Origin of the sequence: Ornithinicoccus halotolerans, from assembly GCF_009602535.1 — a bacterium.
Taxonomy (GTDB): Bacteria; Actinomycetota; Actinomycetes; order Actinomycetales; family Dermatophilaceae; genus Ornithinicoccus; species Ornithinicoccus halotolerans.
In genome coordinates this window covers 1-22,550 of record NZ_WIQI01000005.1, presented here as the reverse complement: position 1 = coordinate 22,550, position 22,550 = coordinate 1, and the positions used below count along the sequence as shown (strand labels likewise).

The 22,550-nt window shown below is 72.6% G+C and carries 25 protein-coding genes; 17 read left to right on the top strand and 8 right to left on the bottom strand.

Translation table 11 applies throughout. From position 1 onward, the window contains the following. Positions 1 to 73: 73 nt before the first annotated feature. The 3 genes from GFJ45_RS16640 to GFJ45_RS02195 all read left to right on the top strand — a co-directional run bounded on the left by GFJ45_RS16640 (position 74) and on the right by GFJ45_RS02195 (position 1,745). The gene (locus GFJ45_RS16640; RefSeq protein WP_228386373.1) at positions 74 to 250 is read left to right on the top strand and encodes a hypothetical protein; all 177 of its coding nucleotides are present in this window, start codon (positions 74 to 76) and stop codon (positions 248 to 250) included. Next, a complete protein-coding gene (locus GFJ45_RS02200) occupies positions 238 to 1,023 on the top strand; it encodes an NAD(P)-dependent alcohol dehydrogenase (RefSeq protein ID WP_228386372.1) in 786 nt (261 codons plus the stop codon). Before GFJ45_RS16640 ends, GFJ45_RS02200 begins: the two co-directional genes overlap by 13 nt. Before the next feature lie 101 nt (positions 1,024 to 1,124). Further along, on the top strand, positions 1,125 to 1,745 hold the full coding sequence (locus GFJ45_RS02195) for a dihydrofolate reductase family protein (protein ID WP_153393674.1): 621 nt from the start codon (positions 1,125 to 1,127) through the stop codon (positions 1,743 to 1,745). A gap of 96 nt (positions 1,746 to 1,841) precedes the next feature. Here GFJ45_RS02195 and GFJ45_RS02190 read toward each other — a convergent pair whose 3' ends face one another. Beyond that, complete coding sequence (locus GFJ45_RS02190; RefSeq protein WP_153393672.1) at positions 1,842 to 2,816, bottom strand: aldo/keto reductase; 975 nt, start codon at positions 2,814 to 2,816, stop codon at positions 1,842 to 1,844. Between the two features lie 81 nt (positions 2,817 to 2,897). On the opposite strand from GFJ45_RS02190, the gene GFJ45_RS02185 reads away from it, so the two are divergent. Next, positions 2,898 to 3,947 (top strand): NAD(P)H-binding protein, encoded by a 1,050-nt coding sequence (locus GFJ45_RS02185; protein WP_194288466.1) that lies wholly within the window; start codon positions 2,898 to 2,900, stop codon positions 3,945 to 3,947. Between the two features lie 27 nt (positions 3,948 to 3,974). Beyond that, positions 3,975 to 4,664: an LmeA family phospholipid-binding protein gene (locus GFJ45_RS02180; RefSeq protein ID WP_153393668.1), complete on the top strand. Its 690-nt coding sequence runs from the start codon at positions 3,975 to 3,977 to the stop codon at positions 4,662 to 4,664. A gap of 6 nt (positions 4,665 to 4,670) precedes the next feature. Here GFJ45_RS02180 and GFJ45_RS02175 read toward each other — a convergent pair whose 3' ends face one another. After that, a complete protein-coding gene (locus GFJ45_RS02175; RefSeq protein ID WP_153393666.1) occupies positions 4,671 to 6,134 on the bottom strand; it encodes an Nramp family divalent metal transporter in 1,464 nt (487 codons plus the stop codon). Positions 6,135 to 6,250: 116 nt separating this feature from the next. Then, positions 6,251 to 6,964 (bottom strand): FadR/GntR family transcriptional regulator, encoded by a 714-nt coding sequence (locus GFJ45_RS02170; protein ID WP_228386371.1) that lies wholly within the window; start codon positions 6,962 to 6,964, stop codon positions 6,251 to 6,253. Between the two features lie 136 nt (positions 6,965 to 7,100). On the opposite strand from GFJ45_RS02170, the gene eat reads away from it, so the two are divergent. The 5 genes from eat to GFJ45_RS02145 all read left to right on the top strand — a co-directional run bounded on the left by eat (position 7,101) and on the right by GFJ45_RS02145 (position 12,948). Further along, positions 7,101 to 8,537 carry an ethanolamine permease gene (gene eat / locus GFJ45_RS02165; protein WP_153393664.1) on the top strand — a complete coding sequence of 479 codons (1,437 nt, stop codon included), beginning with the start codon at positions 7,101 to 7,103 and terminating at the stop codon, positions 8,535 to 8,537. 23 nt (positions 8,538 to 8,560) lie between these two features. Then, positions 8,561 to 9,946, top strand: a complete 1,386-nt coding sequence (locus GFJ45_RS02160) for a glutamine synthetase family protein (RefSeq protein ID WP_153393662.1) — start codon at positions 8,561 to 8,563, stop codon at positions 9,944 to 9,946. Beyond that, on the top strand, positions 9,943 to 10,728 hold the full coding sequence (locus GFJ45_RS02155) for a gamma-glutamyl-gamma-aminobutyrate hydrolase family protein (RefSeq protein ID WP_153393660.1): 786 nt from the start codon (positions 9,943 to 9,945) through the stop codon (positions 10,726 to 10,728). Before GFJ45_RS02160 ends, GFJ45_RS02155 begins: the two co-directional genes overlap by 4 nt. Next, the gene (locus GFJ45_RS02150) at positions 10,725 to 12,086 is read left to right on the top strand and encodes an aldehyde dehydrogenase family protein (protein WP_153393658.1); all 1,362 of its coding nucleotides are present in this window, start codon (positions 10,725 to 10,727) and stop codon (positions 12,084 to 12,086) included. The genes GFJ45_RS02155 and GFJ45_RS02150 overlap by 4 nt, the downstream gene beginning before the upstream one ends. A gap of 67 nt (positions 12,087 to 12,153) precedes the next feature. After that, complete coding sequence (locus GFJ45_RS02145; RefSeq protein ID WP_153393656.1) at positions 12,154 to 12,948, top strand: 3-oxoacyl-ACP reductase; 795 nt, start codon at positions 12,154 to 12,156, stop codon at positions 12,946 to 12,948. Positions 12,949 to 12,957: 9 nt separating this feature from the next. Here GFJ45_RS02145 and GFJ45_RS02140 read toward each other — a convergent pair whose 3' ends face one another. From GFJ45_RS02140 to GFJ45_RS02130, 3 genes are all read right to left on the bottom strand, one after another. Continuing rightward, positions 12,958 to 13,371 (bottom strand): VOC family protein, encoded by a 414-nt coding sequence (locus GFJ45_RS02140; protein WP_153393654.1) that lies wholly within the window; start codon positions 13,369 to 13,371, stop codon positions 12,958 to 12,960. Between the two features lie 82 nt (positions 13,372 to 13,453). After that, entirely contained in the window at positions 13,454 to 15,214 is a 1,761-nt protein-coding gene (locus GFJ45_RS02135) for a DUF429 domain-containing protein (protein ID WP_153393652.1), read from the bottom strand. 29 nt (positions 15,215 to 15,243) lie between these two features. Beyond that, positions 15,244 to 15,741, bottom strand: a complete 498-nt coding sequence (locus GFJ45_RS02130; RefSeq protein WP_153393650.1) for a metallophosphoesterase family protein — start codon at positions 15,739 to 15,741, stop codon at positions 15,244 to 15,246. Between the two features lie 101 nt (positions 15,742 to 15,842). Between GFJ45_RS02130 and GFJ45_RS02125 the strand changes: the two genes are divergently transcribed. From GFJ45_RS02125 to GFJ45_RS02110, 4 genes are read left to right on the top strand one after another with little or no spacing between them, the layout of a single operon-like run. Next, on the top strand, positions 15,843 to 16,172 hold the full coding sequence (locus GFJ45_RS02125; RefSeq protein ID WP_153393648.1) for a PadR family transcriptional regulator: 330 nt from the start codon (positions 15,843 to 15,845) through the stop codon (positions 16,170 to 16,172). A 2-nt stretch (positions 16,173 to 16,174) separates the two neighbouring features. Beyond that, a complete protein-coding gene (locus tag GFJ45_RS02120) occupies positions 16,175 to 16,540 on the top strand; it encodes a DUF1048 domain-containing protein (RefSeq protein WP_153393646.1) in 366 nt (121 codons plus the stop codon). 25 nt (positions 16,541 to 16,565) lie between these two features. Beyond that, complete coding sequence (locus GFJ45_RS02115) at positions 16,566 to 17,375, top strand: ABC transporter ATP-binding protein (RefSeq protein ID WP_153393644.1); 810 nt, start codon at positions 16,566 to 16,568, stop codon at positions 17,373 to 17,375. A gap of 9 nt (positions 17,376 to 17,384) precedes the next feature. Beyond that, positions 17,385 to 18,146, top strand: coding sequence for an ABC transporter permease (locus GFJ45_RS02110; protein ID WP_153393642.1), 762 nt, complete (start codon positions 17,385 to 17,387; stop codon positions 18,144 to 18,146). 10 nt (positions 18,147 to 18,156) lie between these two features. Here GFJ45_RS02110 and GFJ45_RS02105 read toward each other — a convergent pair whose 3' ends face one another. Both GFJ45_RS02105 and GFJ45_RS02100 read right to left on the bottom strand, forming a co-directional pair. After that, complete coding sequence (locus GFJ45_RS02105) at positions 18,157 to 19,857, bottom strand: gamma-glutamyltransferase (protein ID WP_153393640.1); 1,701 nt, start codon at positions 19,855 to 19,857, stop codon at positions 18,157 to 18,159. Positions 19,858 to 19,907: 50 nt separating this feature from the next. Then, on the bottom strand, positions 19,908 to 20,396 hold the full coding sequence (locus tag GFJ45_RS02100; RefSeq protein ID WP_153393638.1) for a VOC family protein: 489 nt from the start codon (positions 20,394 to 20,396) through the stop codon (positions 19,908 to 19,910). A 96-nt stretch (positions 20,397 to 20,492) separates the two neighbouring features. On the opposite strand from GFJ45_RS02100, the gene GFJ45_RS02095 reads away from it, so the two are divergent. The 3 genes from GFJ45_RS02095 to GFJ45_RS02085 form a co-directional block, all read left to right on the top strand. Further along, on the top strand, positions 20,493 to 21,314 hold the full coding sequence (locus tag GFJ45_RS02095; protein ID WP_153393636.1) for an AraC family transcriptional regulator: 822 nt from the start codon (positions 20,493 to 20,495) through the stop codon (positions 21,312 to 21,314). A gap of 70 nt (positions 21,315 to 21,384) precedes the next feature. Continuing rightward, positions 21,385 to 21,996 (top strand): class I SAM-dependent methyltransferase, encoded by a 612-nt coding sequence (locus GFJ45_RS02090; RefSeq protein WP_228386370.1) that lies wholly within the window; start codon positions 21,385 to 21,387, stop codon positions 21,994 to 21,996. A 311-nt stretch (positions 21,997 to 22,307) separates the two neighbouring features. Beyond that, positions 22,308 to 22,550, top strand: a 243-nt coding sequence (locus GFJ45_RS02085; RefSeq protein ID WP_153393634.1) for a hypothetical protein, incomplete at its 3' end; no start/stop codon positions are given.

Below are 22,550 nucleotides of genomic sequence, written 5' to 3'. Positions count from 1 at the left end.
GAGCACCCGCCCAGCCGCCGCCCGTCGGCTCCTCAGCCGAGTCAGCGGCCGCGGCGGCTAGCCGGAGGGCGAGGTGAAGGCCGTCGTCTACGAGCGGTACGGGCTCCCCGAGGTGCTGCACGTCAAGGAGGTGCCCGTGCCCTCCCCGGGCCCGGGGCAGGTGCGGGTGCAGGTCGCCGCGACCTCGGTCAACCTCAGCGACTGGGAGGCGCTGCGCGGGAGACCGGCGTACCGCGGATGGGCGGGCTGAGCTCCCCCTCACGCCGCACGCTGGGCTCCGACATCGCCGGCGTGGTCGACGACGTGGGCGAGGGGGTGACCCGGTTCCGGTCCGGAGACGAGGTGTATGGGGACAACCTCGCGCTGAAGGGTGGCTTCGCCGAGTACGCGGTCGCGCCGGAGTCCGTCCTCGCCCGCAAGCCGGCGCGGCTGTCGTTCGCGGCCGCCTCGACCATCCCGCAGGCGGGGGCCATCGCCCTGCAGGGCACCACGCCCGCCACCCGGGGCAGCCGGGTCCTGATCAACGGCGCTGGCGGCGGATCCGGATCGTTCGCGATCCAGCTCGCCAAGCGGCTGGGCGCTCACGTCACCGGCGTCGACAACGCCGGCAAGCTGGACTTCATGCGGTCGGTCGGGCCGGACGAGGTCATCGACTACCGCCGGAACGACTTCACGCGCACGTCCGAACGGTACGACCTGGTCCTGGACCTGGTGGCGCACCGGTCGGTGTTCGCCTACCGCCGCGCGCTGGCGCCCGGCGGCACCTACCGGTGCGTCGGTGGGTCGGTGCGCACGCTGCTGCGCGTGCTCACCGTCGGGTGGCTGGCGGGGCGGCTCACCGGTCGTTCGATCGGGGTGCTGGCGGTCAGGGAGGGACCGCCCCACTTCGAGCCGCTCGCCGCGCTGTGCGTGGCGGGGGACGTCACCATCCACATCGACCGCACCTTCACGCTCGACGAGGTCCCGGCAGCGCTCGCTCACGTGGGCGAGGGACGCGCGCTCGGCAAGGTGGTGGTCGGGTAGCGACACCGGCTCGGCTCCCATCCCCGCAGATGAGTTCAGCACCCAGCGGGGGTCGACATGAGCATCAACGTCGGCACGACGAGCGAGGAGGAGGTCGCGCGATGGGTGAGCTGCACGTCAACATGATCACCACGCTCGACGGCGTGATCCAGGCCAACGGTGGCCCCACCGAGCAGGACGGGGACTTCGCGTACGCCGGCTGGGAGCGCCCGTTCTGGGGCTCACAGTCCGGCAGCCAGCTGGCGGCGCACGTGCAGGCATCCGACGCGCTGCTGCTCGGTCGCACGACGTACGACATCTTCCGTGGCTACTGGCCGGGCCAGCCCGACGAGATCGGGCAGGTCTTCGACCGGGTCCCCAAGTACGTCGCGTCCCGCGGCACGCCGGAGCTGTCCTGGGAGGGCAGCACCCACATCACCGACGTGGCCGCCGACGTCCCCGCGCTGCGGCAGCGGCATGAGCAGGTCCACACCTGGGGCAGCGCGAACCTGCTGCACACCCTGTTCCGCGAGGCCCTGGTCGACCAGGTGAACCTGTGGGTGTGCCCGGTAGTGCTCGGGCAGGGCAAGAAGCTCTTCCCCGAAGGCACCGCAGCCACCCGGTTCGCTCAGCTGGAGCCACCACAGTCGTTCCCCGAAGGGCTGGTGCTGCTGCGCTACCGGTGCCTCGAGGGCCGCCCGGAGACCGTCACCGTGGCCGAGAACGGCAACGCTGCGCACTAGCCTGGTCCGACGGCTCCCGCCGTCGGTCGCCGTCCTGGTGCCCCACGTTGAGCACGCGCTCGAGGACCGGCTGGGGCTGCCGCCTCGCGCCCCGGGTCAGCGGTTGTAGCGCGGCATCGGCCCGCGCAGCCGGTCCCCGACGTCGTCGCAGGCCCGCTGCACGTCCTCCGGTAGCGGCCCGCGCGCCAGCGCGTCGAGGTTCTGCCGCAGCTGGGCGGTCCGGGAGCTGCCGATGAGCACGGAGCCGGTGGCGGGGCGCCCGAGCAGCCACCGCAGCGACAGCTCCACCAGCGACAGCCCGGCCTCCTCGGCGACGCGGGTCAGCTCGGCGACCGCCGCGAACGTCTGCTGGTTCCAGTAGCGGTCGCGGTACCGCTCCGCCATCGCCGAGCTGCCGAAACGGCCGTCGACCGGTTCCTCGTCGGGCTGGTAGCGCCCGGTGAGCAGCCCACCGGCCAGCGGGTTGTAGGCCACCGTGTGCAGCCCGGTGGTCGCGGCGAACTCGGCGTACTCCTCCTCCAGCCGCCGGCCCACCACGTTGTAGAGCTGCTGGGCCACGACCGGACGCGGGCAGCCCGCTTGGTCGGCGACGGCGTTGACGTCCGCGATCTGCCAGGCGGCGTGGTTGGACACCCCGACCGCGCCGACGCGGCCCTCGCCGACGAGGTCGGCCAGCGTGGCCATCGTCTCGGTCACCGGGGTGTCCCGGTCCGGCTTGTGCAGGTAGAACAGGTCGACGCGGTCGCGACCGAGCCGCCGCAGGCTGGCCTCCAGGCAGGCCCGCAGCCCGGCGGCCGACAGCGGGGCGTGGTCGCCGGCGTCCGGGTGCGGCATGCCGGCCTTGGTGGCGAGCAGCACGTCGTCCCGGTCGCGCAGGATGTCGGCCAGGATCCGCTCGGTCTCGCCACCGGCGTAGACGTTGGCCGTGTCCAGCGACGTGATGCCCGCCTCCAGGGCCGCCTCCACCATCGCCGCCGCCTCCCGGGCGTCCGCGGTGTCACCGAACGTCATCGTCCCCAGCACCACCCGCGACCACGGCCGTTCCAGTCCCGCCAGCTGCACCGTCTCCATAGCGGGCACCCTACGCAGCGCGGCGCTAGGTTGGGGACACCCCTTGGCCGTCCGGCCGATCCGGCACCCGTGGAGGTCCCCGTGCACGTCCTCGTCGCCGGCGCCGCCGGCTACGTCGGGTCCCGGCTGGTGCCGGCCCTCCTCTCCGAGGGCCACACCGTCACCGCCGGCATGCGCGAGCCGGCCCGCGCGAGCCGCTACGCGTGGAGTAGCAGCCCGGACGTGCGCGTGCTCGGGCTCGACCTGCTCGAGGAGGACAGCGTCGAGCAGGCGGTGACCGGTGTCGACGCGATCTTCTACCTGGTGCACTCGATGGGCGACGGCGAGGGCTTCGTCGCCCGCGACCGGCGGGCGGCCTACCAGCTGGCCCGTGCCGCCGAGAGCGCGGGCGTGCAGCGGCTGGTCTATCTCTCCGGGATCCTGCCGCCCGCGGTGCCCGACGAGCAGCTGTCGGTCCACCTGCGCTCCCGGCACCAGGTCGAGGAGATCCTCGTCAGCGGCGGGGTGCCGGCCCTGGTGCTGCGGGCGGCGATCGTCATCGGCGCCGGCTCGACGTCGTTCGAGATCCTGCGCCAGCTCAGCGAGCGGCTGCCGGTCGTCCCCGTGCCCGCCTGGCTGACGAACCAGGTGCAGCCGATCGCGATCGAGGACGTGGTGCGGCTGCTGCTCGCCGGCCTGCGCGGGGAGCCGCGACACGGCCACTACGACATCGGCGGCGACGAGGTCCTCAGCTATGCGGAGCTGGTCGAGCGGTACGCCGAGGTGGCCCGGCTGCAGCGGGTGCAGGTGCGGGTGCCGATCCCCCAGCGCAGGCTCGCGGGCGCGGCCGCCGGCCTGGTCGCCGGCGTCCCGGCGGGCACGGTCCAGGCACTGTTCGACAGCCTCGGCCACGACCTGGTGTGCGGCGACCACGTCGTGCGCGAGGTGCTCGACGGCGCGGAGGGGCCGTACCTGTCGGTGCGGGAGGCCCTCGAGCGCTCGCTGGCCGAGCACCCGTTACCTGACGACAGCCAGGCGGCCCGGGAGGGCGACCCGCCGTGGACCGGCGGCAACGTCTCCCTCGACGAGGGCCGGGCCCACCGCAGCGGCTCGCTGCTGGACCGGCTGCTGCTCGGCCTGCCGCGCCGCTGACGGGTGACGGTCCCTCACACTGGCGTGATGGACCGGGCGCGGGTGAGGGACTGGCTGATCGGTGCCGCGGGGGCGGTCCTCATCCTCCTGCTCCTCGGGGCGGTCCTGTGGTGGGCGGTGACCGAGCCGGTGGGCCGGGACGGCGAGGGACCGGACGCCTCGCCGGGCACCCCGGAGCCGGTGCCGGGCGCGGACCCGCCCGCGGGCCTGGACGAGGAGGAGGTCTGGCTCGACGAGCTCACCCTGGACGCCGGGACCGTGGTGACCGCCAGCAGCAGCCTGCGCGAGGTCTCCGCCACCGGGCAGGACGTGCTCACCGGCCCGGACGGGCTGGTCGCCGCCCACGTCGCCGTGGCCGCCACGGTTCCGTTCCCGGTCGTCGCCGACGAGCTCGGGGCCGGGACCACGGTCCGCGCCGGCGACGGCGGGCAGGCCGTCGTCGAGCGCACCGTCGAGGTGTGGGGCCGACAGCTGCGCGTCGTGGCGACCGGGACCGTCGAGGTCGAGTCGGGCACGCTCGTCGTCGAGCCACGACACATCGACGTCGGCGGGCCGGACCTGCTCGGTGACGCGATCGCCGCCGCCGCCCGCGGGCTGGTGACCATCGAGCACGAGATCGAGGGACTGCCCGAGGGACTGGAGCTGCAGGACGTGGCCGTGCAGCAGGACGGCTTCCGGGCTCAGCTCGCGGGCGAGGACGTCAGCCTGCTGCCGTAGCGGGCCTCAGCCCAGCAGCCCCGCCATGTCGGCGAAGTAGAGGCCGGCGAACCCGGTGTAGAAGATCCCCGCCAGGGCCATGGCGCCGGCCGCGGCCAGCCCGGGCCGCACCGGCTGCGGCACCCGGCGGTTGACCGCCAGGGTGGCGAACACGATGAACGGGGTGTGGATCGTCGCGACCACCCCGGAGGCGGACATGATGACGACCGGGTCGCGCACCAGCACGATCACCACGGCCGGGAGCACCCCGGTCACCACCGTGGCGAACAAGATCGTCAGCGCCTGCCTCGGGCGCATCCCACGCGGCCGCCAGGACAGCAGCCGCGACAGCCAGCCGTTCTCCTCCACCGGCGTCTCGCTGGCGGGGTCGCCACCGCGCCCGCGCCGCAGCAGCAGGACGATGTCGGCGAACGACCGCGACCAGCCGTCCTGGTTGGCCAGCACGCTGCCGCCGAGCGCGGTCACGATGGCGGCCACCATCAGCCAGTGACCGGCCTCGCCCCACACGTCCGACAGCAGCCGGGTCAGCTGGTCGGCCACGTCGGTGCCGGCCGGCATGATGCCCTCCGGCGCCAGCAGCTCGGCGCCCAGCACCAGGAACGCGGTGATCACCACGGTGCCGGTGACCACGCCGACGGCCGCGGTGGCGGACATGGTGCGCAGCCACGCCGCTACCCGCCGGGTGGTGGCGGCCTCGGGCAGCGCCTCCGAGCCCGGTGGCGGCTCGGACTCCTCCGCGGTGCCGCCGCCGAAGCCGCGGGCGGCCGTCCAGTACGAGAACCAGATGATGCCCATCGAGCCGGCCAGGATGGTGCCGATCCAGGGCAGCACGAACGGCACGTCCAGCTGCCCCGGGACGCCCGGCACCAGCCCGGCCGCGGCGTCGCCGGGCGAGGCGAACACCCCCACCGCGGCGGCCACCATGACCGACACCAGGACCAGTGCGAGCACCAGCGCTACCCGAGAGACCGCCCGGAAGCCGCCGCTGACCACGATCCCGAGACCGGCCGCGAGCACCACGAGCGACCACAGCAGCAGGTCGCCGGGTAGCTCCGCGGCCAGCGCGCTGCCCACGAGAGCACTGAGCCCGCCGACACCGGCGACGGCAGCCACCAGCTGCGGCACGAGCACCAGCCACAGTGCCCAGTGGCGGGGACCGGGCAGGGTCGAGTAGCCGTCCAGCAACGTCCGCCCGGTGACCACGGCGAACCGGCCCGCCTCACGGATCATCACCCACATCAGCAGCGCGACCAGCCACAGCAGCCAGAGCAGCTCGTAGCGGTACTCCGACCCGATGCGGGGGGTGAACAGCACCGACCCGGACCCCACCGCCGACATCGCCCACAGCAGCCCGGGGCTCCACCACCGGAACCGCTCGGAGCCCTGCGGTGGTTCCGGGGCGTAGGACCGCAGCCCCACCGTGGCTCGGGCGGGCTGCTGTGTTCTCGGCTGCTGTTCCGACCGGGTCATCGGCACCGAGCCTAGGTCCGGGGCCGCGAGGACGCCGCTCGTCTGCGTGGCCTACCCGAACTCGCCGGTGACGGCGCCCAGCCGGATCCGGGCGTGCACCGGGGCCCCCGGACCGCTCAGGTGAGGAAGCCACGCAGCAGAGCGGCGGTCCCCTGGAGATGGTCAGTGATGACCGCCTCCGCCGCGACCGGGTCGCCCTGCTCGAGCGCTTCGAGCAGGGCGGCGTGCTGCTGCGTCGAGTGGTCCAGGTTCGGAGGCAGCAGCGGGATCCGGTCCAGCAGCCGGTTGACCTGGTTGCGCACGTCGGCGACCACGGCGACCAGGCTCGGCGTCCCCGACAGCCGCGCCACCTCCAGGTGGAACCGGGAGTCCAACGGGCGGTACGCCTCGACCGGCACGCCCACCAGCTGCTCGTGCGCCTCCTGCACCCGAGCCAGCTGCTTTGCCCGCGGCAGCCGCTCGGCGGCGAGCCTGGCGGCGGCCGGCTCCACGACGGCACGCAGCGTCAGCACGTCCTCGACTTCGGCGGCGTCCAGCGTCGGGACCTCCGGCGCCTGCGGTGCGGGCAGGACCGGGGCGACGTAGGTGCCCCCGTAGCGGCCACGACGCGCCTGCACGTACCCGGCCTGCTGCAGCTCCGCGAGCGCCTCCCGGAGCGTGGTGCGGGAGACCCCGAGGGCCTCGGCAAGCTCACGCTCCGGGGGCATCCGCGTCCCGGGCGGGAACTGGCCCAGCCGCAGCAGCCGCAGCAGGTGCTCCATCGTCTCCTCGAAGACGTTGCCCGACCGCACCGGTGCCACGTCAGCGAGCAGACGAGAGTCGCTGGCCATGCGGCCACAGTACTGTCACCCCCCGCCCCGGCGGACCCGGCCCGGAAGGGGGGGTTGACGGCCCGCCCCCGCCGCGCGACACTGCCGCGCAGGCCTAAAGGTCTACAACTGATCCTTTGAGAGACGGGACCGACACATGGCCACGAAGTCGCGCGTCGACTACACGACGGTCACGGAGGACTACCACCGCCACCGGCAGCTCAAGCGCGGCGCGGCGGGCTGGGTCCTGCTCGCCGGGCTCGGGGTCTCCTACGTGATCTCCGGCGACTTCGCCGGCTGGAACTTCGGCCTCGGGCAGGGCGGCTGGGGCGGCCTGCTGATCGCGACCGTGCTGATGGGCGTCATGTACACCTGCATGGTCTTCGGACTGGCAGAGATGTCCTCCACGCTGCCCACCGCGGGTGCCGGCTACGGCTTCGCCCGGCGCGCGCTCGGACCCCTCGGCGGGTTCGCCACCGGCGTGGCGGTCCTCATCGAGTACGCCGTCGCCCCGGCCGCCATCTCCGTCTTCATCGGCGGCTACGTCGAAGCCCTCGGCCTGTTCGGCCTCACCAGCGGCTGGCCGATCTTCCTCGCCGCCTACGTCCTCTTCGTCGGCCTCCACCTCTGGGGCGTCGGCGAGGCGCTGAAGATCATGTTCGGCATCACCGTGATCGCCGTCATCGCGCTGGTCGCCACCGTCGTCGGGCTGCTCCCCCACTTCCGGGTCGCCAACCTGTTCGACATCGACCCGGACGGCTCCGCGCTGTCCAGCGCCTTCCTGCCCATGGGCATCGCCGGCGCCATGGCCGCCCTCGTGTACGGGATCTGGTTCTTCCTGGCCATCGAGGGGGTGCCCCTCGCCGCCGAGGAGACCGCCGACCCCAAGCGGGACATGCCCCGCGGGATCATCGTCGGGATGCTCATCCTCCTGGTGTTCGCGGCGTTCATGCTGGTGCTCGTGCCCGGCGCCGCCGGCTCCTCGCTGATGGCCGAGTCGGACAACCCGCTGCCCGAGGCGCTGCGGGCCGCCCTCGGGGAGAACTCGGCCCTGGCCGGGTTCGTCAACTACGCGGGCCTGGCCGGGCTGGTCGCCAGCTTCTTCTCGATCATCTACGCCTACTCGCGGCAGCTGTTCGCCCTCTCCCGGGCCGGCTACCTGCCCCGTTGGCTGTCCCTGACCGGCGGCCGCAAGACCCCCTACGTCGCGCTCCTGGTGCCCGGCAGCATCGGCTTCCTGCTCGCCGCCATCACCGAGAACGGCGCGCTGCTGATCAACATCGCGGTCTTCGGCGCCACCGTCTCCTACGTGCTGCTGAACCTCTCCCACATCCTGCTGCGGCGGCGGGAGCCCGACCTGCCCCGCGGCTACGTGACCCCCGGCGGGACGGTCACCACCGGCATCGCCCTCGTGCTGAGCGTGATCGCGGTCATCGCCACCTTCTTCGTCGACGTCCAGGCCGCGGCGATCACCGCCGCCGTGTTCGTGGCCGCCGTGGCCTACTTCTGGTTCTACAGCCGCCACCACCTGGTCGCGAGCGCCCCCGAGGAGGAGTTCGCCCAGATCACCCAGGCCGAGTCGACACTGCGCTGACGGCCCCGACGGAGGTCCCATCCATGACCGCATCACCCAGCACCCACCCCCGGTCGGGCAGGATGCTCACCCTCGACCAGCTCCGCGACGACATCAGGCGCGGCGATATCGAGACGGTGATCGTCGCCTTCACGGACATGCAGGGCCGGCTGCAGGGCAAGTACCTGCACGCTCCCTACTTCGTCGACCACGCGCTCGGTCACGGAGTGGAGGGGTGCAACTACCTGCTGGCCGTGGACACCGACATGAACACCGTCGACGGCTACGACATGACCTCCTGGGAGTCCGGCTACGGCGACATGGTCTTCGAGCTGGACCTGGACACGATCCGGCGCCTCCCATGGCAGGACCGGACCGCGCTGGTCCAGTGCGACCTGGCGCGCACGGACGGCCAGCCGGTCCCGATGAGCCCGCGCAGCATGCTGCGCCGACAGGTCGAGCGGGCCGCCGGCCACGGCTGGCGGGCCGTCGCCGGCACCGAGCTGGAGTTCATGGTCTACGACGACACCTACGAGCAGGCGTGGGAGCGCGGCTACCGGGACCTGCGGCCGGCCAACCAGTACAACGTCGACTACTCCATCGTCGGGTCCGCCCGCGTGGAGCCGCTGCTGGGCCGGATCCGGCGCGAGATGTACGCCGCGGGCATGACGGTCGAGTCAGCGAAGGGCGAGTGCAACTTCGGCCAGCACGAGATCGGCTTCCTCTACGACGACGTGATCACCACCGCGGACAACCACAGCGTCTACAAGACCGGCGCCAAGGTGATCGCCGCCCTGGAGGGCAAGGCCATCACCTTCATGGCCAAGCCCAACGAGCGCGAGGGCAACTCCTGCCACATCCACCTGTCGCTGCGCGGGCCGGATGACAGCATCGTCTTCTGGGACGCCGAGCGCCGCACCCGCACCCCGCTGTACGACCACTTCATCGCCGGGGTGCTGGCGACGATGCGCGAGCTCACCCTCTTCTACGCGCCCAACATCAACTCCTACAAGCGGTTCGCGGTCGGCTCGTTCGCGCCCACCGCGGTCGCCTGGGGCATGGACAACCGGACCTGCGCCGTCCGGCTGGTCGGGCAGGGGGCCTCGGCGAGGCTGGAGAACCGGCTCCCCGGCGGGGACACCAACCCCTACCTGGCGCTGGCGGCGATGCTGGCCGGCGGCCTGCACGGCATCGAGCAGGAGCTGCCGCTCGAGCCGGAGACGACCGGCAACGCCTACACCTCGCAGGCCCCGCACGTGCCCCGCACGCTGCGGGAGGCCCGCGACCTGTTCGCCGCCTCCGACGTGGCCAAGGCCGCCTTCAGCGAGGAGGTGGTGCGCCACTACGTGAACTTCGCCGACGTGGAGATCGAGGCCTACGACGCGGCCGTCACCGACTGGGAGCTGCGCCGGGGGTTCGAGCGGCTATGACCCGGCGTCCCCTCATCGGGCTCACCACCTACTACAAGGAGGCCGCCTGGGGCGACTGGCGGCGCCCCGCAGCAGTCGTCCCGGCCGCCTACGTGGAGGCGGTCGTGGCCGTCGGCGGGTCCCCCGTGCTGCTGCCGCCGCGGGGCCTGGAACCGACCGTGGTGGACGCGATCGACGGCCTCGTGCTGGTCGGGGGCGCCGACATGCACCCGGACAGCTACGGGCAGCAGCGCGGCCCGCACACCGAGCCCGAGCCGTACCGCGACGACTACGAGCTCGCGGTCACCCGGGCCGCGCTGGCGCACCGCACCCCCGTGCTGGCGATCTGCCGGGGGGTGCAGGTGCTCAACGTGCTGCTCGGGGGCACCCTGCACCAGCACGTCCCCGACGTGGTCGGCCACGAGCAGTACCGGCCTGCCCCCGCCACCTACGGGCAGGTCAGCTTCACCACCGAGCCGGGCTCGCGGGTGCGCGAGATCCTCGGTGAGCAGACCAGCGCCCCGTGCTACCACCACCAGGCCATCGACCAGGTAGCGGCCGGGCTCTGGGCGACGGCGCGCTCGGCCGACGGGCTGGTCCAGGCCGTCGAGCCCGATGGCTCAGGGCTGCTGCCGCCCGGCGGTTGGGTGGTCGGCGTGCAGTTCCACCCCGAGGAGAACCACGAGGACCTGCGGCTCTTCGCCGCGCTCGTCGAGGAGTGCCGGCGTCGCGCCGGCAGCGAACCTGGCCGCGAGGCCCTCGCCCACCATGCGACCCGATCCCAGGAGGCGACCCGCGCATGACCACGACCACCAGCGTCCGCAACCCGGCGACCGAGGAGGTGCTGCAGGAGGTCGAGCTGCTCGACGAGGCCGCGACCGACCGCGCCATCGAGGCTTCGGCCCGGGCGCTGGAGAGCTGGCGCCGGGTCTCCCCCGCTGACCGCGCCCGGCTGCTGCAGCGGTTCGGCGACGTGGTCGATGAGCACCTGGAGGAGCTCGCCCAACTGGAGGTGCGCAACGCCGGCCACGTCATCGGCAACGCCCGCGGCGAGGCCGCGAACGTGCGCGACGTCCTGCGCTACTACGCGGGATCCCCGGAGCGGCACGGGGGGCGCACCATCCCCGTGGCCGGCGGTGTGGCGATGACCTTCCCGGAGCCGCTCGGCGTCGTGGGCGTCATCGTGCCCTGGAACTTCCCGATGCCGATCGCCGGCTGGGGGTTCGCCCCGGCGCTGGCGGCCGGGAACACGGTCGTCCTCAAGCCGGCCGAGCTGACGCCGCTGACGGCCATCCGGCTCGGCGAGCTCGCCCTGGAGGCGGGGCTGCCTGCGGGGGTGCTGCAGGTGCTGCCCGGCAAGGGCTCGGTCGTGGGCCAGCGGTTCGTCACCCACCCGGCGGTGCGCAAGGTGGTCTTCACCGGCTCCACCGAGGTGGGCCGCGGGATCATGCGCGGCTGCGCCGACCAGATCAAGCGGCTCACCCTGGAGCTGGGCGGCAAGAACGCCAGCATCGTCTTCGCCGACGCCGACCTGGCGGCCGCCGCCGCCGGGGCGCCGGGTGGGGCGTTCGACAACTCCGGACAGGACTGCTGCGCCCGCTCCCGGATGCTCGTCCATAAGGACGTCCTCGACGAGGTGCTGGAGCTGCTCCGCGCCCCGGTCGAGGGCTTCCGCGTCGGCGACCCCGCCGACGAGGACAGCGCGATGGGCCCGCTCATCTGCGCCGACCACCGCGCCAAGGTCGCCTCCTACCTCGACGGCCGGGACGTCCTGCTGCAGGGCTCGTGCCCGCAGGGCAGCGGCTACTGGATGCCGCCGACGGTGCTGCGCGCGGAGTCGCCGCAGGACCCCGCCTTCACCGAGGAGATCTTCGGCCCGGTGATCAGCGTGCTGCCGTTCGCGGACGAGGACGAGGCGGTGAGGGTCGCCAACGACACCGAGTACGGCCTGTCCGGCTCCATCTGGACCCGGGACATCGGCCGCGCGCTGCGCGTCGCCCGGCGGGTGGAGGCCGGCAACCTGTCGGTGAACTCCCATGCCTCAGTGCGGCACAACACCCCGTTCGGTGGCTTCAAGCAGTCCGGTCTGGGACGGGAGCTCGGGCCCGACGCGCTCGAGGCCTTCTCCGAGACCAAGACCGTCTTCGTCGCCACCGACTGACCTGTCCCTCGTCGCCACTGCCACGGCCGGCCGCCCACCCGGGCCGCCGCGCCGGAAAGGATTATCCGTGAGCCAGCACACCCAGCCCTACGCCCGCCGCCTCGAGGGACGGGTGGCCGTCCTGACCGGCGGGGCGAGTGGCATCGGCCTCGCCAGCGCCCGCCGGCTCGCCGCCGAGGGGGCCCACGTGGTCATCGCCGACCTCGACGACGAGCGCGGCAAGGAGGCCGCTGCCGAGGTCGACGGCCTGTTCGTGCGGACCGATGTGACCAGCTGGGACGACGTCGTCGCGCTCTACCGCACGACGGTGGACGCCTACGGCTCGGTCGACGTGGCCTTCAACAACGCCGGCATCTCACCACCCGAGGACGAGTCCATCCTGGACACCGACGTGGAGGCCTGGCGCAGGGTGCAGGAGGTCAACCTCACCAGCGTCTACTACTGCTGCAAGGCGGTGCTGCCGCACATGATCGAGCAGGGCCGTGGCTCCATCATCAACACCGCGTCCTTCGTCGCCGTGATGGGCGCCGCGACGTCACAGATCTCCTACAGCGCCTCCAAGGGTGGCGTGCTGTCGATGTCCCGGGAGCTGGGCGTGCAGTTCGCGCGCCAGGGCGTCCGCGTCAACGCCCTCTGCCCGGGTCCGGTGAACACGCCGTTGCTCGAGGAGCTCTTCGCCAACGACCCCGAGAAGGCACAGCGACGACTGGTGCACGTCCCGATGGGGCGGTTCGCCGAACCCGCGGAGCTCGCCGCGGCGGTCGCCTTCCTCGCCAGCGACGACTCCTCGTTCATCACCGCCAGCCAGTTCCTCGTCGACGGCGGCATCACCTCGGCGTACGTGACACCGCTCGACGGCTGAGGAGCCGCCTCAGTCGGCGACGGCGTTGCCGTCGATGTCGACCATCCAGGCCTGCCCGAACCGGTCGGTGCACATGCCGAACTCGTCGCCCCACATCTGCTTCTCCAGCGGCATCGTCACCTGGCCGCCCTCGGAGAGCCTCGTGAAGTAGCCGCGCAGCTGCTCGACGTCGTCGCCGGAGATGCTGATCGCCGTGGTGCCGGCGACGTACTGCATGCCCTGCGGGGTGTCCCCGGCCATCAGGGTGTAGCCGGCGTCCGTCTCGAGCATCGCGTGCATGACCTTCTCCGCGTCGGCGCCCTCGGCGCCCATCTCGCCGAACGTCGAGATCGTCAGCTCGCCGCCGAACACGTCGCGATAGAACTCCATCGCCTCCCGAGCGTTGCCGTCGAAGGACAGGTAGGGGTTGAGTCGTGACGCCATGGTTCCTCCTCCGTGCCGCCGGTCCCTCCGGGGCGATGACGCCAGTCTGCTCCTGGGCACCGACAACCGGTAGGGGCGCGGCTCAGCCGCGTAGCCGCTCCAGCCGTGCCCGGAGCGCGTCCATCCGGTGGGCGTTGCCGGTCAGCTGCACGTACCGCTCGCCGAAGATGGCCAGCAGCGCGTCGTCGAGGCGGCGCACCGCGCCGGGCGGGTACTTGTAGGCCATCCGCTCGCTGATCGCGGCGCTGTCCACGGAGGTCAGCAGCCCGGCCAGCTCCTCCAGCGAGGTGATGCCCAGCTCCAGGAGCAGCCCCGAGACCCAGGCGTAGTGGTCGGTGCGGGACCAGCCGGCGTCGGCGAAGTTGCGGGACAGGAAGCTGGCCAGCTCCTGGGCGCTGATCCGCGGGTCGGTCGGGTCGTGCTCGGCCGGCTGGTCGCCCATCGACTCCTGCAACCGGTCCCGGATCATGGAGAACTCCCGGTCGGCCAGCTCCAGCAGCCCCGCGGCGAGGGTGAACCGGCGGTCCAGGTCCGAGGCGTGCTCGGCCGGGACGGTGCCCTTGTACCGGATGTCGTGCTCGAACTCGGCCCACGCGTGCTGCAGCACGGTGCGCACCTGCACCGACGCCGGTCGCAAGGCCAGCTCGGCCATGTCCTCCTCCGTGGTCGCCCGGCCGGCTCCGGAGACCAGCAGGTGCCGGCTGGCGTAGCCGAACCGGCCGGCCCGGGCGGTCTCCTGCCCCAGGTCTCGGTCGTCGAGCATCCGGAACTGGTCGGCCAGCAGGTCGGCCACGGCGTCGACGTCGCTCTGGATGTAGGTGATCACCCGCAGCCCGACCTGGTCGGTGATCTGCGTCAACGGGTCGGTGAACCGGGGCGCGCCGTCGACGTGCTGACCGGCCTTGCCCGCGAACGAGGCCACCGACTTGGTGCGGCCGGTCACGCTCAAGTAGTTGATGCCTGCGTCGTCCAGCAGGCCGGTGACCAGGGCCACGTACCGGTCGGTCACCGCCGTCAGGCTCGGGTAGAGCGCCGCGTAGGACTGCACCGCCCGGTGCACCAGCGCGCGGCCGGTGGGCACGGCCGCGACCTCCCGGGGCTGGGGCACGAGGTCCTCCGGGAGCGCGGGGGTGACGATGTAGCCGCTGCCGAGGTCACCGTAGGTGCGGGTCCGCTCCGGCGCCTCCTGGGCGAACCGGGCGAGGTAGGCGCACAGCACCGCGTCGACCTGGTCCTCGACCTGGCGCAGCTGGCTCTTGCCCTCGGCGGTCTCGGCCGCTGCGCGCAGCGCGTGCCACGCCGGGCTCTGCACCAGGTGCAGCGACGGGACCGACCCGGCCAGCCCTTCCAGGTGCCCCATGAGGGTGAGCAGCGCCGCCCGCAGCTGCTCGAACGAGCGCGCGGTGCGCTGCTTGTACTTCAGCGTCCGGCCCAGCCGGAACAGCGCGACGGTCGCCGGGTGCGGGTACACCTCGATCGCCCGCCGGGCCGCGCTCGACCTCGGGTCGATGTCGAGGTCCAGCAGCCCGGCCAGCCGTGCCCCGCGGGGCACGCCGGCCAGCCAGGGACGTGCGGTGTTGGAGGGGTGCGCTCCGGCGTCGAACCGGCCGAAGTCCCGGTTGAGCTCGGCCTCGCAGGGCCGGGAGCCGGTGGCGTTGGCCACCACCAGCGGCGCGTCGATCGCGACCAGGCACGGGCCGTCCAGGTGCGGGGTCAGCGCATCGACGATCGCCTCGTCGGTCGTGGAGGTGGCGACGTGGCGCAGCCGGCCCGCCTCGTCCAGCACCGCCAGCCCGGTCCGGTTGCGGTCGCCCCAGGCGAGGTCGACTCCCACGTAGCGCATGCCACTACTGTGCCTGGTCGGTGCCGGGGTCAGCGCCGCGGCAGCCGGTGGAGCACCAGATCCTCGACCCGGCCCTCCTGCAGCCGCAGCGTCAGGTAGGTGCAGGCGGGCTGGCGCCGCCGGTCGGTGGGCGAGCCCGGGTTGAGCAGCCGCAACCCTTCGTACTCGCTGTCCCAGGGGATGTGGCTGTGCCCGAAGACGAGTAGGTCCAGGTCGGGGAAGGCGGCACGCATCCGGCGCTCCCGGCCCTGCTTCTGCCCCGTCTCGTGGACCACACCGACCCGCAGCCCGGCCAGCTCTGCGGTGGCCACCTCGGGCAGCCGCCGCCGCAGCTCGGCACCGTCGTTGTTGCCGTAGCAGCCCAGCAACTGCGACGAGCGCTCCAGCAGCTGGTCGAGCAGCTCGGGCACGACCCAGTCCCCGGCGTGGACCACGAGGTCGGCCCGCTCCACCTCCTCCCACACCGGCGTCGGCAGCCCGCGGGCGCGCACGGGGACGTGGGTGTCGGCAAGCAGCAGCAGTCGCACCGCTCCAGTGTGGCGGCTCCCGCCGTCACGGGGGGCTTGCGTCGCCGGTAGTCAGCGTTACTATGTACTAGTACTAAGCGGCATTGAGTAGCGGAGGAGACATGGCCAAGCTGGCGACGGAGATGCTCAAGGGAACGCTCGAGGGCGTCGTCCTGGCCATCCTGTCCGGACGGCCCGCGTACGGCTACGAGATCACCGCGTGGCTGCGGGAGCAGGGCTTCTCCGACATCGCCGAGGGCACCGTCTACGCACTGCTCGTCAGGATCGAGCAGCGCGGGCTCGTCGACGTGGAGAAGGTCCCGTCGGAGAAGGGGCCGCCGCGCAAGGTGTACTCCCTCAACGCTCAGGGGCAGGCATACCTCGAAGAGTTCTGGAGGACCTGGAGCTTCCTCACCGAACGACTGGAACAGCTCCGCGAAGGAGGCACGTAGACATGGCCGCACGGTGGATCGAGCAGCTCACGGGGTCGTTCGAGGACAAGCGGCGCTATCGGCAGTACAAGGCGCGGGTCACGCAGCTTCCCGAAAGCTATCGGACCGCGGTCGAGGCGCTGGACCGGTACCTGATGTACCGCGGGGCGATCACGAAAGGGGACGTCCTGCTGTCGATGCTGGACGATCTCGCCTCGCTGTTCGAGCAGAGCGCGGCGGACGGCACCCCGATTCGCGACATCGTCGGGGACGACCCGGTGGACTTCGCTGAGACGTTTCTGCAGAACTACTCGGATGGTCAGTGGATCAACAAGGAGCGGCAGCGGCTGACGAACGCCATCAATGCTGCCGCGGACGACCAGGCGTGACAGCGGCGCGGGAAGGGGCCTCCAGATGACAACCCAACTCCAGGACCACGCGGTCCGCGTGCAGGGCCTTGAGAAGTCGTACCAGGAGCTGACGGTGCTGCGCGGCGTGGACTTCGACGTGGCGCGGGGCAGCATCTTCGCGCTGCTCGGCTCGAACGGGGCCGGCAAGACCACGGTGGTGAGGATCCTGGCGACGCTGCTCAGGGCCGACGCGGGGTCCGCGACCGTGAACGGCTTCGACGTCGCCACGCACCCGGGGCAGGTGCGGGAGTCCTTCAGCCTCACCGGGCAGTTCGCAGCCGTCGACGAGGTCCTCACCGGGCGCGAGAACCTCGTCCTGGTCGCCAGGCTGAGGCACCTCACGGACCCGGGCAGGATCGCGGACGACCTGCTCGACCGGTTCTCACTGACCGAGGCGGCCGGGCGCAAGGTCTCGACCTACTCGGGTGGCATGCGCCGCCGGCTCGACATCGCGATGAGCCTCATCGGGGACCCGCCCGTCATCTTCCTCGACGAGCCGACGACCGGACTGGACCCGCAGGCCCGTATCGAGGTGTGGCAGGCCGTCAAGGCGCTCGCCGAGTCCGGCACGACGGTGCTGCTCACCACGCAGTACCTGCAGGAGGCCGAGCAGCTCGCCGACCGGATCGCGATCCTCCACCAGGGCCGGATCATCGTCAACGGCACCCTGGCCGAGCTCAAGCAGCTGCTCCCGCCTGCCGAGGTCGAGCACGTCGAGAAGCAGCCGACCCTGGAGGACGTCTTCCTCTCCCTCGTCGGTGACCGTCCGCACGGCGACACCGGCCAGCACCGCAACGTCGGTCCCCACGAGTAAGGAACCACGATGACCACGCACGTCCTCACCGACAACGCCGTCCTGCTGGGACGGTCCCTGCGCCACATCTCGCGCAGCCCGGACACCATCATCACCACCGCGGTCACCCCGATCGCCATGATGCTGCTGTTCGTCTACGTGTTCGGCGGAGCCATCAGCACCGGCACCGACGGCTACGTGAACTACCTGTTGCCCGGCATCCTGGTCATCACCATCGCCTCCGGCATCGCCTACACGGCCTACCGGCTCTTCCTGGACATGCAGAGCGGCATCCTCGACCGGTTCCAGTCCATGCCGATCGCGCGCTCCTCCGTGCTGTGGGCCCACGTGCTGACCTCGCTGGTCGCCACCACCGTCTCGCTCGTGGTCGTCGTGCTCGTCGGTCTCCTCATGGGCTTCCGCTCCGGTGCGGGAGTGCTGGCGTGGCTCGCCGTCGCCGGCATCCTGTTCCTGCTCACGCTGGCGCTGACGTGGGTCGCCGTCATCCCTGGTCTCACCGCGACGTCCGTGGACGGGGCCAGCGCGTTCTCCTACCCGCTGATCTTCCTGCCGTTCATCAGCTCAGCATTCGTCCCCACCGACACCATGCCGGGCCCGGTCCGCGTGTTCGCCGAGAACCAGCCGGTGACGGCCATCGTCGACGCGATCCGCGACCTGCTCGCCCAGCAGCCGGTGGGCACCGACATCTGGATCGCCCTGGTCTGGTGCGTCGGCATCCTCGTCGTCGCCTACCTCGTCGCCATGGTCACCTACCGACGCAAGACTGCGTAGGACGGGCCTGCTAGCCCCCGGCGTCGGTGACCGCGAAGGTGCCCGCCCGCCGGTCGTCCTCGGCGCCGCGGATGACGCCCTCGTCGTGGTCGACCTCGAGTGCCTGCACCGACCCGAAGTAGTAGTCCCACGGCGGCTGCTCGCTCACCGTGTAGCCCTGCTCCGCGAGCTGCCCGGCGGCCCCGTCGGGCAGCTGCTCGGTGTAGAGCACCCCGCCCTCGTAGTGGAAGCGCGGCCCGTCCACCGCCGCCTGCAGCGACTGCCCGGCGAAGCCCCATCGCAGGATCACCGCGGCGAGCAGGTTCGGGATCCGCGAGCCGCCCGGCGTGCCGATGACCAACACCGGACGGCCCTGCGCGTCGGCCACGATGGTGGGCGACATGTAGCTGGGCGCCCGCTGCCCGGGCTGCGGCGTGCCGCTGGCCTCGCTGATCTCGAACCGCCGCAGCCGGTCGTTGAGGAAGAACCCGCCGATCTCCTGCCCGGACCCCCAGAAGTTCAGGATGGTGTTGGTCATCGACACCGCCGTGCCGTCGGCGTCGACCACGCTGATGTGGGTGGTGTTGCCGGCGCCGCCGCTACCGGCCGGCTCCGGTAGCGGCTCGCCGCCCACCAGCTGCGCGTTGCGGTCGGCGTCGGTGAGCCTGGCGACCGGCACGTCGACGAACGACGGGTCGGCGACCTCGGTGCGCAGCGCCTCGTCGGCGTGCCGCCAGCCGGTGATGACCGCGTCCACGAACGGCGCGGACCCCGGCTCGGCCTCGCCGGCGCCGAGCGCGGTGGCCACCTGCAGCAGCTGGATCAGCGTCACGCCGGTGAGCGGCAACGGCGCACCGAGCACCCGGTACGGACCGACCCGGCCGGTGGGCGGACGGGACGTCGCTACCTCGTAGGCCGCCAACGACCCCGCGTCGATGCCGTCGACCTCGGTCAGCCGGCCCCCGAGCGCGTCCTCGTAGAAGGCCGGGGCGCCTCCCTCCGCGACCGCCCGGAGGCTGTCGGCGAGCTCCGGCTGCAGCAGGGTGTCGCCGGTCGACAGCGGCACCCCACCGGGGAAGAGCTGCTCGAGCTCGCCGACCGGCAGCCGGTGCGCGCCGCTGCGCAGCTGGTCGGCCAGGATCTCGGTGGTCGGGACGCCGTCGTCGGCCAGCTCGATGGCCGGGTTCACCAGCCGACGCCAGCCCAGCTCGCCGTGGTCGGTGTGGACGCGCTCCATGCCGGCGACGAACCCGGGGATCCCGGTGTCACTGGCCGGGAGGTGCCCGTCCTGGGCCACCACCTCGGTGTACTCGTAGGCCTGCGGCCGCTCCCCCGGCTTCTGCACCAACACCGCGCCGCCGCCTCCCAGGCCCGAGGAGAACGGCTCGACCACGCCCATCACGAACGCGGCCGCCACCGCCGCGTCCACCGCGGTGCCACCCTCGCCCAGGGCCGCCATGCCTGCCTCGACCGCGGCCGGGTGCCCGGCCGAGACCGCGACCGACCCCACCGGCGGCGGACCGGTGTCGGGCGCCCGCGTGGCCGTGGCCGCGTCACGGGGTGACTCGGTCGGCTCGGTGCAGGTGGCTGGGTTCGCGGACGCGTCCGTGGCGGTCGGGGGCTGCATCGGCCCGGCGCCGCCGTTCTCGCCGTCACCCCCGGTACAGGCGGCGACCACCAGCATCACTGCCGTGGCGACAATGCCCGGTCGCGTGGATCGGCGCTCCCGCATCGTCCCATAGTCCCGGAGCCCTCGGTCCGGGTCCACGCCGCGCCGCGTGGTCAGCCCAGCGAGGCCTTCCAGGCGTCCAGCCCCTGCTGGATCTGCTCGTCGGTCCTGGGGACGGTGCGGGTCAGCAGCGTCCACCGGACGCCGAAGGGGTCCTGCACCGAGGCGAAGCGGTCACCGGTGACCTCGAAGTCAGCCGGCTCCTCGCGCACCCTGGCGCCGCGCTCCCGTGCCTGGGCCGTGGCGGCGTCCACGTCGGGGACGTAGGCGGCGATGCTGAACGACACGTCGTCGGAGGCCGGGTCGGACGCGACGGTGTGGAACTGCTCGTGGGGGTCCATCAGCTGCAGCCGCCCCGCCTCCAGCTGGAGCTCGCAGTGCCAGACCGACCCGTCGGGTCCGTCCATGCGGGTGACGACTGTCGCGTCCAGCACCGCCTGGTAGAAGCCGATGGCCTCGCTCGCTGGGGAGACGACCAGCAGCGGTGTCACCGAGCTGAAGCCGGTGGGCCGGTACGTGGTGTTGTTCGTGCTCGTGGTCATGCCCTCCAGCCTCATAGAGTCGGCCGGGTGGGGCTTGAAGATTCGCGACAGGGACGGGTCCCCCTGCGCGGGCGTCCCCGGCCCCGGCCAGCCGGCGTGCTCTGGCCGGATGCCGGACAGGAGGTGTTCGACGCCGACCGCCAGCCCCTGCCCGAGCCGCTGTCCCTCGTGGTGCACCACTACTGGTGGGTGGCGTGGCGCCGCGACCGGGTGACGCCGTTCCGCGCCCAGGTGCTCGCCGACCCGGTGCAGCACCTGACAGTCGAGGATGCCGAGGGACCGATGCACGGGCACCCGATGCCGGCCGACCTGGTCCACGGACTGGTGACCCGGGTCTTCACCGTCGACCTCCCGGTGGCGGGCCGGGTGGCGGGGACGGCCTTCCAGCCCGGCGGCCTCGCTGCGCTGCTGGACACGGACGTCGCTGCCCTCACCGGTCGGGTGGTGCGCGCCCAGGAGCTCTTCGGTCGCGAGGTCAGCGAGCTGGCGCGGACCGTGCTGGCCGAGCCCGACGAGACCGCCCGGGCCGGCCTGTTCACCGAGTACCTGACCGACCTGCTGCGGCCGCAGCTCGAGCGGGTCACCGGGGACAGCGGCTACCGCACGGTCCGTCAGGCGGTGGAGCTGATGCGGTCCCGGGAGCAGCTGCGGCTCGCCCCGGTCGCCGAGGCGGTGCACGTCTCGCCGCGGACGCTGCAGCGGCTGTTCTCCCGCTATGTCGGGGCCTCACCGCTGTGGGTGCTGCGCCGCTACCGGCTGCGGGACGCGGCCGCGGCCATCGACGCCGGGCTCGGCCAGGACCTGGCTGCGCTCGCAGCGTCGCTGGGGTTCTCCGACCAGGCGCACTTCAGTCGCGAGTTCGCCGCGGTGATCGGGGCTACCCCGTCGGCCTACCGGCGTGGCCCCGGCCACGAGTAGCCGTCGACACGGCTGGCCGAAGGTCGCCGGCCGCGGCTGCCGGCGGAAGGACAGCGATAGCCTCGGGGACGTGCCGGAGCAGAGCACCTGGATGCAGCGCGTCGCGGAGGACCCCGAGTTCTCCCGCAGCTACGTGCAGCGGTTCCGCGACCTGTCGGCCCGCGGTGAGGACATCGTCGGTGAGGCCCGGCTGGTCGACGCCATGCTCGCGCGCCGGTCCCGGGTGCTGGACGCCGGCTCGGGGGCCGGACGGATCGGCGGCTACCTGCACCGGTGCGGCCACACCGTCGTGGGCGTCGACGTCGATCCCGAGTTGGTAGCGGCCGCGCGCGCCGACTACCCCGACGTCACCTGGCTGGTAGGCGACCTGGCCGAGCTCGACCTGCCCGCGCAGGGCCAGGCCGAACCGTTCGACGCGGCAGTGTGCCCCGGCAACGTCATGCTCTATGTCGCACCGAGCACCCGAGAACTGGTCCTGCGGCGGGTCGCGGCACACCTGCGGCCCGGGGGACGACTGGCGATCGGGTTCGCACTCGGCCGTGGTTACCCGCTCGAGGAGTTCCGCGCCGACTGCCACGCGGCGGGCCTGGAGGAGCAGCTGCTTCTGGCCGGCTGGGACCTGCGGCCGTGGCGGGAGGACGCCGACTTCGTCGTGGCCCTGCTCGGGCGTCCGGGCGCCTGACGGCTGAGGCGCCGCGCCCGCATCTCCCGCAACGCGTGCGGCCTCGGCGCCGTGACAGGACTCGCCGCTGTTGTCCACAGCGAGGAGTGTTGACGTGGGTTGTCCCCAGGCTTGGCCTGGATGCGGGCTTTGTCGGAGCCGGGTGGGATGCTGGACACGTGTTCGGAGATGAGCGTGGTGGTGGGTCCGGCAGGGGCCGCGGGCAGGGGGATGCCGGCGGTGGGGACACGCTGCTGCTGGACCGCCCCGGCGGCCAGGACGGGCCCGGCCGGGGATCGGACGCTCAGGCGGGGGCGGGTCAGGGGTCGTTCGTGGCGACCGAGACGACTGAACCGGTGCAGGGGCCGTTGGCGCGGGCCAGGGTGGCGCTGGCAGCAGCCAAGCACGAGGCGAGCCAGCTGGCCCGTGCCACGACCGGGCAGCTGCAGGCCCGGATGGGCGAGGCGGCCCAGCTCCGCACCGACCTGGACCAGGTCACCGTCCGGGTCGCCCTCGAAGCAGCCGGCCGCGGGCTGCACCTGGACGAAGGCATGAGCCTGTATGACTGGCTCACC